This is a genomic window from Amycolatopsis sp. WAC 01416 (assembly GCF_003947485.1).
Taxonomy (GTDB): domain Bacteria; phylum Actinomycetota; class Actinomycetes; order Mycobacteriales; family Pseudonocardiaceae; genus Amycolatopsis.
Genome location: NZ_QHHX01000007.1, coordinates 73,173 through 85,080, shown reverse-complemented (window position 1 = coordinate 85,080; position 11,908 = coordinate 73,173). Strand labels below are relative to the sequence as shown.

The 11,908-nt window shown below is 67.7% G+C and carries 13 protein-coding genes; 2 read left to right on the top strand and 11 right to left on the bottom strand.

What is annotated here, in order from left to right:
• Window positions 1–157 precede the first annotated feature (157 nt).
• Window positions 158–709: a hypothetical protein gene (locus tag DL990_RS24170; RefSeq protein WP_199746576.1), complete on the top strand. Its 552-nt coding sequence runs from the start codon at window positions 158–160 to the stop codon at window positions 707–709.
• A gap of 41 nt (window positions 710–750) precedes the next feature.
• Here DL990_RS24170 and DL990_RS24165 read toward each other — a convergent pair whose 3' ends face one another.
• Window positions 751–2,007 (bottom strand): HNH endonuclease signature motif containing protein, encoded by a 1,257-nt coding sequence (locus tag DL990_RS24165; protein ID WP_125799987.1) that lies wholly within the window; start codon window positions 2,005–2,007, stop codon window positions 751–753.
• Window positions 2,008–2,255: 248 nt separating this feature from the next.
• Here DL990_RS24165 and DL990_RS24160 point away from each other — a divergent pair, with 248 nt between their 5' ends.
• Window positions 2,256–4,064, top strand: a complete 1,809-nt coding sequence (locus tag DL990_RS24160; protein ID WP_125799986.1) for an FUSC family protein — start codon at window positions 2,256–2,258, stop codon at window positions 4,062–4,064.
• Here DL990_RS24160 and DL990_RS24155 read toward each other — a convergent pair.
• The 10 genes from DL990_RS24155 to DL990_RS24110 all read right to left on the bottom strand — a co-directional run bounded on the left by DL990_RS24155 (window position 4,061) and on the right by DL990_RS24110 (window position 11,905).
• The gene (locus DL990_RS24155) at window positions 4,061–4,627 is read right to left on the bottom strand and encodes a hypothetical protein (RefSeq protein ID WP_125799985.1); all 567 of its coding nucleotides are present in this window, start codon (window positions 4,625–4,627) and stop codon (window positions 4,061–4,063) included. The genes DL990_RS24160 and DL990_RS24155 overlap by 4 nt on opposite strands.
• A gap of 93 nt (window positions 4,628–4,720) precedes the next feature.
• Window positions 4,721–5,581, bottom strand: a complete 861-nt coding sequence (locus DL990_RS24150; protein ID WP_034319194.1) for a DivIVA domain-containing protein — start codon at window positions 5,579–5,581, stop codon at window positions 4,721–4,723.
• A 54-nt stretch (window positions 5,582–5,635) separates the two neighbouring features.
• Window positions 5,636–5,911 (bottom strand): YggT family protein, encoded by a 276-nt coding sequence (locus tag DL990_RS24145; RefSeq protein WP_005155180.1) that lies wholly within the window; start codon window positions 5,909–5,911, stop codon window positions 5,636–5,638.
• 114 nt (window positions 5,912–6,025) lie between these two features.
• A complete protein-coding gene (locus tag DL990_RS24140; protein ID WP_125789608.1) occupies window positions 6,026–6,640 on the bottom strand; it encodes a cell division protein SepF in 615 nt (204 codons plus the stop codon).
• Window positions 6,641–6,722: 82 nt separating this feature from the next.
• Window positions 6,723–7,454 (bottom strand): YggS family pyridoxal phosphate-dependent enzyme, encoded by a 732-nt coding sequence (locus DL990_RS24135; protein WP_125799984.1) that lies wholly within the window; start codon window positions 7,452–7,454, stop codon window positions 6,723–6,725.
• Window positions 7,451–8,158, bottom strand: a complete 708-nt coding sequence (gene pgeF, locus DL990_RS24130) for a peptidoglycan editing factor PgeF (RefSeq protein ID WP_125799983.1) — start codon at window positions 8,156–8,158, stop codon at window positions 7,451–7,453. The genes DL990_RS24135 and pgeF overlap by 4 nt, the downstream gene beginning before the upstream one ends.
• A gap of 74 nt (window positions 8,159–8,232) precedes the next feature.
• Complete coding sequence (gene ftsZ, locus DL990_RS24125; protein ID WP_125789611.1) at window positions 8,233–9,558, bottom strand: cell division protein FtsZ; 1,326 nt, start codon at window positions 9,556–9,558, stop codon at window positions 8,233–8,235.
• A gap of 250 nt (window positions 9,559–9,808) precedes the next feature.
• Window positions 9,809–10,579: an anti-sigma factor domain-containing protein gene (locus tag DL990_RS24120; RefSeq protein ID WP_125799982.1), complete on the bottom strand. Its 771-nt coding sequence runs from the start codon at window positions 10,577–10,579 to the stop codon at window positions 9,809–9,811.
• Entirely contained in the window at window positions 10,576–11,184 is a 609-nt protein-coding gene (sigK, locus tag DL990_RS24115; protein ID WP_125789613.1) for an ECF RNA polymerase sigma factor SigK, read from the bottom strand. Before sigK ends, DL990_RS24120 begins: the two co-directional genes overlap by 4 nt.
• Complete coding sequence (locus DL990_RS24110; protein ID WP_199746599.1) at window positions 11,177–11,905, bottom strand: DUF1365 domain-containing protein; 729 nt, start codon at window positions 11,903–11,905, stop codon at window positions 11,177–11,179. The genes sigK and DL990_RS24110 overlap by 8 nt, the downstream gene beginning before the upstream one ends.
• Between the last annotated feature and the right edge of the window lie 3 nt (window positions 11,906–11,908).

The window sequence follows — 11,908 nt, the reverse complement described above, 5'->3', positions numbered from 1 at the left end:
ACGGCTGTGACGGGCCGTACCCGTCCGGTTCTACTGAGGGCCTTGGCCCTGTTCTTCCGGAGGCTCCCCGGTGATGGCCGGATCGGTGCCAGTTGATTCAAGGGTAGCGCGCGGGGGCAACCGGGTTGTCCGGGGTGGGCTTATCGATACTGCGGACATGACGCGAGACGACTGGCTGGCCGGACAGACACGGACCTTCACCGCACTGCACGGCAAGCGGGTCGACAGGTGGACCGGCGTGGAGATGGCACTGCGGGAAGATGTGGCGGGAACCGGCCCGCAATTCGCCGACCCCGACGTTCCCTGCCTTCAGCTGTACTGGCTTCAAGCTTGGCTGGATGACGGCAGCGCGGTGGAGATCGACACCTGTCAAGACGACGATGGCTTCGGCCTCCACGGCCAATCGCCGGACAAAGCGTCCGACGACGGCCATTGGAACGGGATCTATCGCTGGCGGTCCTTTCCCGAGTTACCCACCGGTCCGGTCGATCACGTCGCCGTCTTCCACGAGCGGCATTTCCTGGCCGAAGTTCACTTCCGGATCGGAGCACGACCACTGGCGCTGGTCGCGGGTGAACTGGAGGAGACGCACGAGGGCGGGCTGATCTTCCAACGACTCGACGAATCGGTCCTCGCCTTCACCGATCTTGTCGCGGTCGACCGCGTCCCGTGGAACACGGCGCGACAAATCCACCTCGCAGCTTTCTGAGAGCGCGGACGTGTAGGTCGTTATACGGTCGACAGGTCGGCCTAGATCCTGAGGTGCATGGTGTTCCTCCTTGGTGTCCCGGTGGGGTCGAGGTAGGCGGGCGGGGTGAATTCGGGTAGTCCGTCTTGGGCGATCTGGACTTTCCATGTGCTGTGGTGGATGAGCCGGTGGTGTTTGGTGCACAGGAGTACGAGGTTGTCGATCTTCGTTTCGCCGTGGTGTCGCCAGAAAACAATGTGGTGGGCGGTGCAGCGGGGGACGGGCATGTCGCAGCCGGGGAAGGCGCAGCCACCGTCGCGGATCGTCAACGCGTATTTCTGGGCGAGTGAGACGGTGCGTTTGGATCGGCCGATGTCCAAGGGTTCGCCTGCGGTGCCGAGGACGCCGGGTCGCACACGGGCGTCGCAGGCGAGGATGCGGGCGTCGGTAGCGCTGATGGGCCCGACGTGGTCGAGGTGGGCTTCGCCGATGTCCCGGATCAAGTCGTCGTAGGACATAGTGACCAGGATGTGGGTGGCCTCGCCTGCTTGGCCGGGGAGGTTGCGGCTGGTGGTTTTGAGTCGGACGTAGTCGGTGAAGGCGTCGCCGTAGCGTTCGTCTTGGGTGCGGGAGTCCCGGATGCCGTCGATGGCTTTGTGGGGTTTGGCCATGGGATCCAAATCGGATTTGAGGCGGGCGTAGGTTTCGAGGTCGAGGGTGGCTTTCAGGCCGAGGGTGCCATCGCGGTGTTTGACGAACCGCATTTCCGGACGGACGTCCTTCGGATCCTCGTTACGGGGCTCTTTGCCGTCGGGGTCGAGTTCGTCCAGCAGGCGGCGTCCGGCGCGGGCGATCTGCCGCGGCCCGGCGTGACGAGCCAGGTCGACCAGGATCTTCTCCCCGGCCCGCACGTCCTCTTCGGGCACAGTTGAGGGGATGCGCGCGAGGGTGCGGATGATGGCGTCGATCTGCGAGCCGCCGATCGCGCCTTCGGCGGCGGCCGCGGCTGTCAGCGGCGCGAGGGGTGGCACGGTGCCGCCACCGACTTCGACGCCGGGATGCAGGGCCAAGACGCGGTTCGCGCGGGCAGTGGCTTCCTTGTCCGTCACGTGGAAGTCCTCGAAGATCAGCGCCGCCAACGTCGAATGACCGCTGCATCCGCGCACGCCGCGGGAATTGATTTCCGCGAGGATCGCGTTCTGTTCCGCATCGGCCCGTCGCTTGATGATTTCGAGTTCTTGTTTGCGGGCATGCAGCGTCGCGGTATCGACGCGCCACCACTCGGTGGACGTCCTCTGAGCTGCATCGTCGCTGGTCACGGCACTGACATTACTCCGAATCGAACATCTGTGCTAGCTCGAACGGCCCAACGACGAAAATAGCTGAAATAGCAGTCGCGAAGGAGCGTTAAAGCGGCGAAGCACTTAAGGACACGAAGGCGCCACAAACACTAGATAGCCTCAGAACACGAATTGCACTCACGACCACCCACCCCCACACCCAGGGCCCGAGTTGCCATCCCCGCCGTCGCCTCTAGGTTGACGGATATGTCGATCTTCGAGGCCCCGTGAGAGGGCCCGGACTCCTCGTCGTCCTGCTGGTGGTCCTCGGCGGGGTCAGTGGGCTGGGGTTCCTGCTGGGGCTGGGCAACGCGGCCGTTCTGGCGGCCCTCACCGCGCTCTTCTGTCTCATGGCGGCGGTCGGCGGGCCGCTTTGGGCGGATCTGCGGCTGTTGGCGTGGTTCGCGCCCTCGCTGATCCTCGCGGTCGGCGTGCCGCGGTTGCTGGGGGCGGTGTCGCAGTGGGCGGCGATCGGGCTGCTGGTGGTGATCGTGGTCGTCGCCGGGCTGTTGCCGGTACTCGGGGCGCGGTTCGTGACGGTCGGCCTCGGGCTCGGGATGGCGTCGCTGTTCGGGTACGGCTTCCAGTTGACGGGGACGGCGTCGGCGGGGCAAATCTTGGGTGCGCCCGCGCTCGCGGTGGGGGTCGTGGTGCTGTTGCGGGTCTTGATGGGCGCGAAGGATCCGGCCAAACCGACCCGTGACGCGCTGGCCGACGCGCTCGCGACGGGTTCGTCCGAAACGCAGGAACGGGCGGCGAGGCTCTGGCTCGCGGATCGGCCCCGCCGCTGGACCGGCAGAGTTCTCGGCGGCATGTTCCGGTATCGCGCGGTCGCCGGGTTGCTGGAGACCCGGCGGAAACGACTGAACAGCGAAGAAATCGGCGAAACGCTCAGCGCCGCCAAGGAAGAAGCCGCCAGACTCGCCGAGGCCGTCCGGAACACGACGGCACCGGACGAGGTCGAACCGTTGCGGCGCAAGGAACCCGTCGGACTTCCCGACGCCACGGCGAGGCTCGTCGAAAGGCTCTGGGACGCTCTCGAAACCATCCGGGCCGCGGCGGTCGAACGCGACGAGTCGCGTGTGGACGTTCCGAAAGGACTCCGGAAGGAGTTACGCCGGATCGAGCTGAGCGGCGCGTTTTCCTGGCAGTCGGCGCAGTTCCGGCACGCGCTCCGCTGCGGGCTCGGCGTCGGGCTGGCACTGGTGGTCGCGAGTTTCCGGCCCGGCGACCCGCTCACCGTGTCGTTCCTGCTCGGCACTTTCGCCATCATGCAACCGGAATGGCGGGACAGTCTCGGCAAGGCCTGGCAGCGGATCGGCGGCTCTCTCGGCGGCGCTGTCGTGCTCACGCTCGTTCTTTGGCTTCTGCCGCAAGGGTTTCTGCTGCCGATCGGGCTCGTCGCACTGCTCGGCGGGTTCTCGTTCATGCGGACCCGGCCGGCGGTGTTCAACGGCTGCATGGTCCTGATGTCGGTCGGCATGAACGCGACCACCAGACATCTCGACCCGCGTTACGTCCTCGTCGAGTACTTGCTTCTGATGGTCCTCGCCGGTGCCATCGCCCTGCTGTTCGGTTTCGCCGCGATCCCCGGCGTGCCGAAACCCGGCCCGGTGGAACGGTTCGAGAGCGCGGTCGGCGCCACTCGCGCGCTGCTCGGCTCGGTGGGGCGGAAACTGCGCGGCGAGGACGTCGACCCGCGGACGCTCGGCCGCGAGTTCCGTGCCGTCGCCGTCGCACACCACGGCCTGCGCTCCGCGGAGCCGGGCACGAAGGAACCCGCACCCGGCCAGCGGGACGCGCTGGAGAACGCCGCCGAAGCCTTGCGCGGCCTGTCCGTCACCGCGTCATCGCTCTTGCTGCGGCCGGGATCAGCCGGAGCGGCGGACGCTGTCGACGAAGCCGCCCGCACGCTCGGGACGGAAGAGGCGGCGGAGATCCGGGTGCCACGGGACGCGGACGAGGAACAGCCGATGGTGCTCGACATGATCGCCGCCGACGTCGTGGCGGTCGGCGAAGCGGCTCAGAAGCTCTAAGCCTTTTCGCGGTGCTGCCCGGCGATCTCGGCGTCGGGTGTGCACAGCGCGCACGGGGTGAACCCGAGCTGCCGCGCCTCGCCGATACCGAGCGGGATCGTGTCCCGTGTTTCGAGCCACGTGCACGACGTCACGTGATAGCGCGGGTACTCGTCGACGACGACGACCTCGGTCTCGAGTTCGGAGACGACCGCCACGTCCTCGGGGTCGCTGTCCTCCTCGCCGGGGTCACCGGTGCGCTGCGGCTCCTCAGCCTCTTCAGCGTCTCCCAGCTCACCGGCGGCCGGCATCAAGACGGTCTGCTCGACGTCCTCGGGTTTCTTTTCGTCAACCTCGGCGGACTCGTCGTCAGAGGCGTCTTCGGCCGAGTCTTCCGCCGCTTCTTCGGCGGGGGCATCGGCCGCACGCTTCTTCCGGCGGCGCAACAGGTCGAAGAGGAGCAGCAACCCCGCGACGACGGAGAGACCGATGGAGATCCAAGCCCACAGGGAGTTCGCGGTGATGAGCGCCGCGACGAGCAGCCCCAGAGCCGCCAGTACCAGTACCAGGACGATGTAGAGCACGGTGAATTACAACACGGGAGCCAAGCGAAACGGCCCCGACCCTCCGGAGAGTGCCGAGGCCGTTCCACTGTGTAGAAACAAACCGGGCAGAGATCAGCCCGCTTCGGCCCGAGGACCGAACGAGTAACCCTGTCCGCCACCGGAGGACGACGACTGCCCCGAGTTCGACGAGGACGCCGAGGCGGGAGCGGCCGAACCGCGGTCGTCGAGCTCACGCAGCTGGGACTCGAGGAACCCGCGCAGCCTCGTGCGGTACTCCCGCTCGATCGTGCGCAGCTCTTCGATCTTCTTGCCCAGCGAGCCCTTCTCCGCGTTCATGTTGTTCATGGTCTCGGTGTACTTGCGCTGAGCTTCGCGCTCCATGGTCGTCGCCTTGTCGCGCGCCTGGCGCTCCAAGGTCTCGGCACGGGTTCGCGCGTCGTTCAGCATGGTCTCGGCACGCGTGCGTGCCTCGTTCACCATCGAGTCCGACTTGGATCGCGCGTCCGACAGCAGCTGCTCGGACTTGGTCCGGGCTTCGGCGAGCATGCCGTCCGACTCGGTCTTGGCCTCGGCGGTGAGCCGGTCGGCCATTTCCTGTGCCAGCCCGAGCACCTTCGCGGCCTGGACGTTGGGCTCCCCGTTGTCCGGCACCATCGAATGGGCCTGGGTCTGCTCCATCGCCGACTGCGGCGGCGGCACCGGCGCCAGGCGGCGCGACGGCTCGTCGCGTACCTGTGGCGGCGGGCCGACGGCACCGGCCTTGGCGTTCTCGAGCTCACCACGGGTGGTCTCGAGCTCGTTGTCGAGCTGCTCGACCTGCTGCCGCAGCTCGTTGTTGTCCTCGATCAACCGGGCAAGCTCGGTCTCCACCAGGTCGAGGAACGCGTCCACCTCGTCCTCGTTGTAGCCCCTTTTGCCAATGGGCGGCTTGCTGAACGCGACGTTATGCACGTCAGCGGGGGTCAACGACATCAGATCACCTCACGCACTCCATGGCCTGCAGGTCCACCGGGGCTTCCCCGAAAATCACCCTGGCGTTGCCAGCTGCATCGCGAAGAACACAACCAACAGCAGCACCATAATCGATAAGTCCAGTCCGACGCCGCCGATTCGTACGGTCGGGATGATTCGTCTGAACAGACGAACCGGTGGGTCGGTCACTGTGTAGATGGTCTCGAGCGTTACCGCAACCCCTCCGGCAGGACGCCACTCGCGAGCGAAAGCACGCACGAGCTCGACGACGATCCGTGCCGTCAGCAGGAGCCAGAAAGCGAACAGCACGTACCAGACGACCAGCAACACAGCATTCACGTAACCACTCTGCCATGCCTCGCGTCAAAACACGCAGTTGACGGGCTCCAGATGCCGATGAGTCGACAAAATCACATCCGGCTGCGTTCAGCGGTCACCGGGTGATCAGCCGCGCAGGAATAATCCGCCTTCGGCAATCCGCCGACGGTCCTCCGCGGTGACGTCCACATCGGGCGGTGAGAGAAGGAACACCTTGTTGGTGACCTTGTCCATCGATCCGCGCAACGCGAAAGCGAGCCCCGCGGCGAAGTCGACGAGACGCTTCGCGTCCGCGTTCTCCATCTCCGTGAGGTTCATGATCACCGGGATGCCCTCCCGGTAGTGCTCCCCGATCGCCCGCGCTTCGGCGTAGCTCGTCGGGTGCAGCGTCGTGATCCGGCTCAACGGGTCACGCACCGCGGCCCGGACCGGCTCGGTGACCGGCCGCAGCCGCGCGACCGGTTCCGGCTGGCGGTCGATCGCCAATGCCCCGTGGACCGCAGGCTCCGGGCTGGGCACGGAGCGTGACCGAGGCCGCGGCGCGGGCTCGTCATAAGTGTCATCGACGTCCCGGTAACGTCCACCCCGTGACCGGGCCGGCGGCTCATCGTCGTAGTCGTACTCATCGTCGGCGTATTCCTTTGAGGCGTAGCCTCGCCGGTAGTCATCCTCGACGTCATAGCCGTCTTCGTCCGCGGGCACCATCCCGAAGTAGGCCTTCAGCTTCTGCAGCGCGCTCATGCCTCTCCCTAGCCTTAGCCGCGTCCCGCACCGTACTCCCCCGCCCTCGCCGCCACTCCCCGTAACGACGAGACGGTATTCCCTAGGGCGAGGCTAAACCGCGTCCACCGAGCAACGCGGTTCCGACACGCACACAGGTCGAGCCGTGCGCGATAGCCTGCTCGAGATCATTGCTCATTCCGGCGGAGATCTCACGGGCTTTTGGGTGCTCTTCCCGAAGACTCTCCGACGCGCGAGCGAGTTCCTCGAACGCCTCAGCGGGATCAATACCCAGCGGAGCCACGGCCATAAGCCCTCGGAGGCGAAGATCACCCACATGGGCTATCCGCTCCGCCAATTGGCGTAACTCGCTCAACCGAATGCCCCCGCGGTTCGGATCGTCATCGAGACTTACTTGAATGAGGACGTCCAACGGGTGCTCGCGTTGCCCGGAATCGAGGGCCGACCTGGTCGCCTTCGCGAGCGCGTCGGCGAGGCGTCCGGAGTCGACGGACTGGATCTCGTCCGCCCAGCGCACGACCGATTTGGCCTTGTTCCGCTGAAGGCTGCCGACCATATGCCAGCGGATCCGGGCGTCGGGACGGAGACCGGCGACCTCTTCGGCCTTCGCGCCCGCCTCCTGATCGCGGTTCTCGGCGACGTCGAGCGCGCCGAGGTCGGCGAGCAGCGCGGCGTCGAGCGCCGGGAAGGTCTTGGTGACCGCGAGCAGCTTGACCTCGTCGCGCGTCCGGCCGGCGGCCCTGCACGCGGCACCGATCCGCTCTTCCACTTCGGCAAGGGACGCGGCCAATTCCTCCCGACGGGTGTCACTCACGACGCGTCCAGCCAGGTGATCCCCGCGATCCGGCCGGTGGTGCCGTCGCGGCGGAAGCTGAAGAGTGTCTTGTCTTCGTTGGTGCAGCGCGGATCCACGCCGATCTTGCCGACGCCGAGGTCGGCCAGTTGCCGCCAGAGACCGGCGCGCAGGTCGAGCCCCGGCGTGCCCTTGCGGGTTTTGCAGGCACTGCCCGGCACGTGTTTTTCGACGTCGGCGGCCATGGCGACGGGGACTTCGTAGCAGTCGCCGCAAATAGCGGGGCCGAGCAGCCCTTCGATCCTGGCCGGTTCGGCGCCGAGCGAACGCATCGCCTCGATCGCGGCGGGGACGACGCCGACCCTGGCGCCGACGCGGCCCGCGTGGACGGCGGCGACGACACCGGCTTCGACGTCGGCGAGCATCAGGGGAACGCAGTCGGCGACGAGCACCACGAGCGCGAGACCGGGCTCGGCCGTCACGAGTGCGTCGGTCGCTTCGGCGGCGGAGGTTTCGGAACCGTCGACGACGGTGGCGGTGCGGCCGTGGACCTGTTCCATCCACGCCAGCCTGTCCTCGGCGAGGCCGAGTTCGGTGGCGAGACGTTTGCGGTTGGCGTAGACGTCACCCGCGTCGTCACCGACGTGATCACCGAGGTTGAAGGTGTCGAAAGGCGGCCGGGAGGCCCCGCCCGCCCTTGTCGTGACAATCCGCCGTACGCGCACGCGTTTCCTCCTAGACCTGAGTGAAGGCCCCCTCGACTGTAGTCAAGGAGGCCTTCACGGAACGTACTGGCGAACTAGCGCCGCATGAACGGCGGCACGTCGACCTCGTCGTCCGAAGGGTCGTCGTGCACCGGGGTGGCGCGGCCGGGCAGGCTGCCGTGGGTCGAGTTCGACCCGATCGGCGAGTAGCCGCGCGAGCCGCCGCCGGGCTGCGGAAGTCCGCCGCTCAGCGAGCCGTTGCCTTCGTTGCGGGAGGACGGCATCGGCGTGTGCGTGCGCGGCGGCGCGACCGGGTAGCCGTTCGAACCGGTCGACGGCACCGGCGTGGCACCCGAAGGCGGGCTTTGCACCGGAGTCGCCCCGCCGCCGTTGACCTGGCCGGCCTGCGCGGACGCGGTCGACGAGTTGGAGCGGGAGCCGAAGGTCGACGGGTCGAGCTTCTTGTGGGTCGGGGTGCCGGCGTCGAAACCGGCCGCGATCACGGTGACCCGGACCTCGTCGCCGAGCGAGTCGTCGATGATCGTCCCGAAGATGATGTTGGCGTCGGGGTGCGCGGATTCCTGCACCAGCGACGCCGCTTCGTTGATCTCGAACAGGCCGAGGTCCGACCCGCCCGCGATCGACAGCAGTGCGCCGTGGGCCCCGTCCATCGACGCTTCCAGCAGCGGCGAGTTGATCGCCTTCTCCGCGGCCTGGATCGCCCGGCCTTCACCGCGCGCCGAGCCGATGCCCATCAGCGCGGAACCCGCACCGGACATGACGCTCTTGACGTCGGCGAAGTCCAGGTTGATCAGACCCGGCGTGGTGATCAGGTCGGTGATGCCCTGGACACCCGAAAGCAGCACCTCGTCCGCCGAGCGGAAGGCGTCCATCAGCGAGACGCCGATGTCGCCCAGCTGGAGCAGCCGGTCGTTCGGGATGACGATGAGGGTGTCGCATTCGTTGCGCAGCTGCTGGATGCCGTCTTCGGCCTGCTTGCTGCGGCGCTTGCCCTCGAAGGTGAACGGGCGGGTGACGACGCCGATGGTCAGCGCGCCGAGTTTGCGGGCGATCTGGGCGACGACGGGCGCGCCACCGGTGCCGGTGCCACCGCCTTCACCCGCGGTCACGAACACCATGTCGGCGCCCTTGATGACCTCTTCGATCTCTTCGCGGTGGTCCTCGGCGGCCTTCTGCCCCACTTCGGGGGCGGCGCCGGCACCGAGGCCGCGGGTCAGTTCCCGGCCGATGTCGAGCTTGACGTCGGCGTCGGACATGAGCAGTGCCTGCGCGTCGGTGTTCACCGCGATGAACTCGACGCCCTTGAGGCCGACCTCGATCATGCGGTTCACGGCGTTCACTCCGCCGCCGCCGATACCGACGACCTTGATCACCGCAAGGTAGTTGTGCGGGGGCGTCATCGGAGCCGCCTTCCTGATCGTGTGTGCTCGTGCTGCCCGCCGGTCGCTGAGCCTGGGCCGAACCCTCGAGCTGAAGTTCAGATTGAGAGTTATGTCAACTGCCGACGTTGAAGCAGGACGGTATGCACCAGGCTGGCTCGAATCCAGTAGCCACGCCGTGTGTCGCAAAGGTGTTTTGCCACAACATGTTCGCGGGCGCAAGAGCGAGGCCCGGTCGCGGCGGCGAACGGCGGCCTGGTAAGAGCGGAGATCAAGTGGGCATGGACATGACCAAGACGACGTCCTTCGACGGCGTTCCGGTCGGTGATCCGCCGTCCTGTTCGACGCTGAGCGCGAACTTCTCGGCCCCGCCGAGTTCGTCGGCGACCAGCAGCGCACCGTCCTGACCACCGGGAATGAGCCCGGCGGGCTTGGGCGCGGTGCCCGGGAACATCAGCCACGCCTGATACGTCCGGCCCGGTTCGTTCTTCGGCAGCTGTGCCGCCATGAAGACGAGTTTGTCCTTCGAGCGCGACATCATCACGGTCCCGCCGCCCCCGCCGGTCGCTTCGGCGTGCCCGGTCCGGAGATCGGCCGCCGAAAGCACCTCGGCGACGGGCGCGTACCGCGCCGCGTACTGCGCCGCCTGTTCACGCGCGGCGGTCAGCTGGGTGTGGTTGTCGTAGGCGATGCCGCCGAACACGGCGGTGCCCGCCAGCCCGACGATCGCCGCCGCGGCGGCCGCGATCGCCCAGCGAGGGGCGCGGCGGCGGCCCTTGACGCGCTCCCCGGTCTCGAAGCGCGTCTTCGGCGGCTGCTGCCTGGTCGCCATCGCCTCCGCGAGCACCCGGCGCTTGAGTTCGGGCGGCGGGTCTTCGGCCAGCGCGGCACCGAGGCGGGTCGCGGTCATCTGCAATTCGAGGACCTCTTGAGCGCACGAAGCGCACTCCGCAAGGTGCCGCTGGAACTGGGCACGCTCCACTTCGGACAGCGCGTCGACGGCGTATGCGCCGGTGAGCGTGTGCATTTCGGGCATCGTCATGCCGTCACCCCCAAACAGTCCCGGAGCCTGATCAGGCCGTCCCGGAGCCGGGTCTTGATGGTCCCGTGCGGAGTCTGGAGCACTTCTGAGACCTCGCGATAGGTATAGCCCTGGTAGTAGGCGAGCAGCACGGATTCCCGTTGCAGCTCGGTCAAGGTCGTGAGACAGCGGCGCACCTGCGACCGTTCCCAGCGGGCCGCGACGGCCTCGGCCACCTCGTCGAAGGGCCGGGCGCGGGCGGCCTCGAAGGTCGCCTTGACCTCGCGATCCGAACTCGCGCGTGCCGAGCGGACGCGGTCGACGGCACGGCGGTGCGCGAGCGTCATGGCCCAGTTCAGCGCGCTCCCCCGCTCCGGGGAATAGCGCGTGGCCGTGCGCCACAGCTCCACCATGACCTCCTGGGTGACCTCTTCCGACTGCGCGGAGTCACGCAGGATCCGCCGCACCAGTCCGAGGACCGGGCCGGCGAGTTTGTCGTACAAGGCGTCGAAGGCCCGCTCGTCGCCCTTCGCGACCCGGACGAGCAGATCCTCGGCCGTCGGACCGGCCGGTTCGCCGTCCCCGGGGACGGGCGCCATCCGGCGCGGGCGTGCCGATTCATCCATCAAGGGTGCCTCCGGCCGTCTGCGGCGTCCGCCGGGTGATCGGCGCCTTCTTCAACCACAGTGTGACCCCGTGCCGCCGGATCAGCGCGGAGACCCGGTGCGGCATGAGCGGACGGGTGAGCAGCATATGCGCCAGCCACTTGGCGGTGGCCGGTCGCCGCACCCCGCGCAGCGACGCCGTCAGCGGCGTCTTCCCGTCCTGGCGGAGGGCGATCTTGACCGAGAGCAGTGACTCCGGCCTTGGCACCTCCATCCGGTACTCGCCGTCCATCGACTGGAACGGCGAGACGTAGAACTCCTTGTCCGCGAAGGCGTTCCCGGACTCGTCGGGGCGCAGGAGGTACGCGTGCCGACCGCCGTAGGTGTTGTGGACCTCGGCGACCACGCATTCGAGTTCCCCGTCGGGCCGGTGGCACCAGTACAAGGTGATGGGGTTGAAGTTGTGGCCGAACATCCGCGCGCCGGCGAGCATCAGCACCCGGCCGCCGTCGAGGTCGACGTCGCGAGCCGCGAGCCAACGGTCCAATTTGGACCGGATGCTGGAGGCGTCCTCGGGCGCGAAGTGGTCTCGTGAGTCGAAGCGGGCGAAGGGGCGCAGCCACCACGGCAGCTTCGGCGGCACGTCGAGGTCGACGAACCACAGATAGACGCGATGGGCGAACGAGAGCGGCGGATCGAGGCGCCGGACATGCGCCACCGTGGAGTCGTAGAGCACGGCCATGAC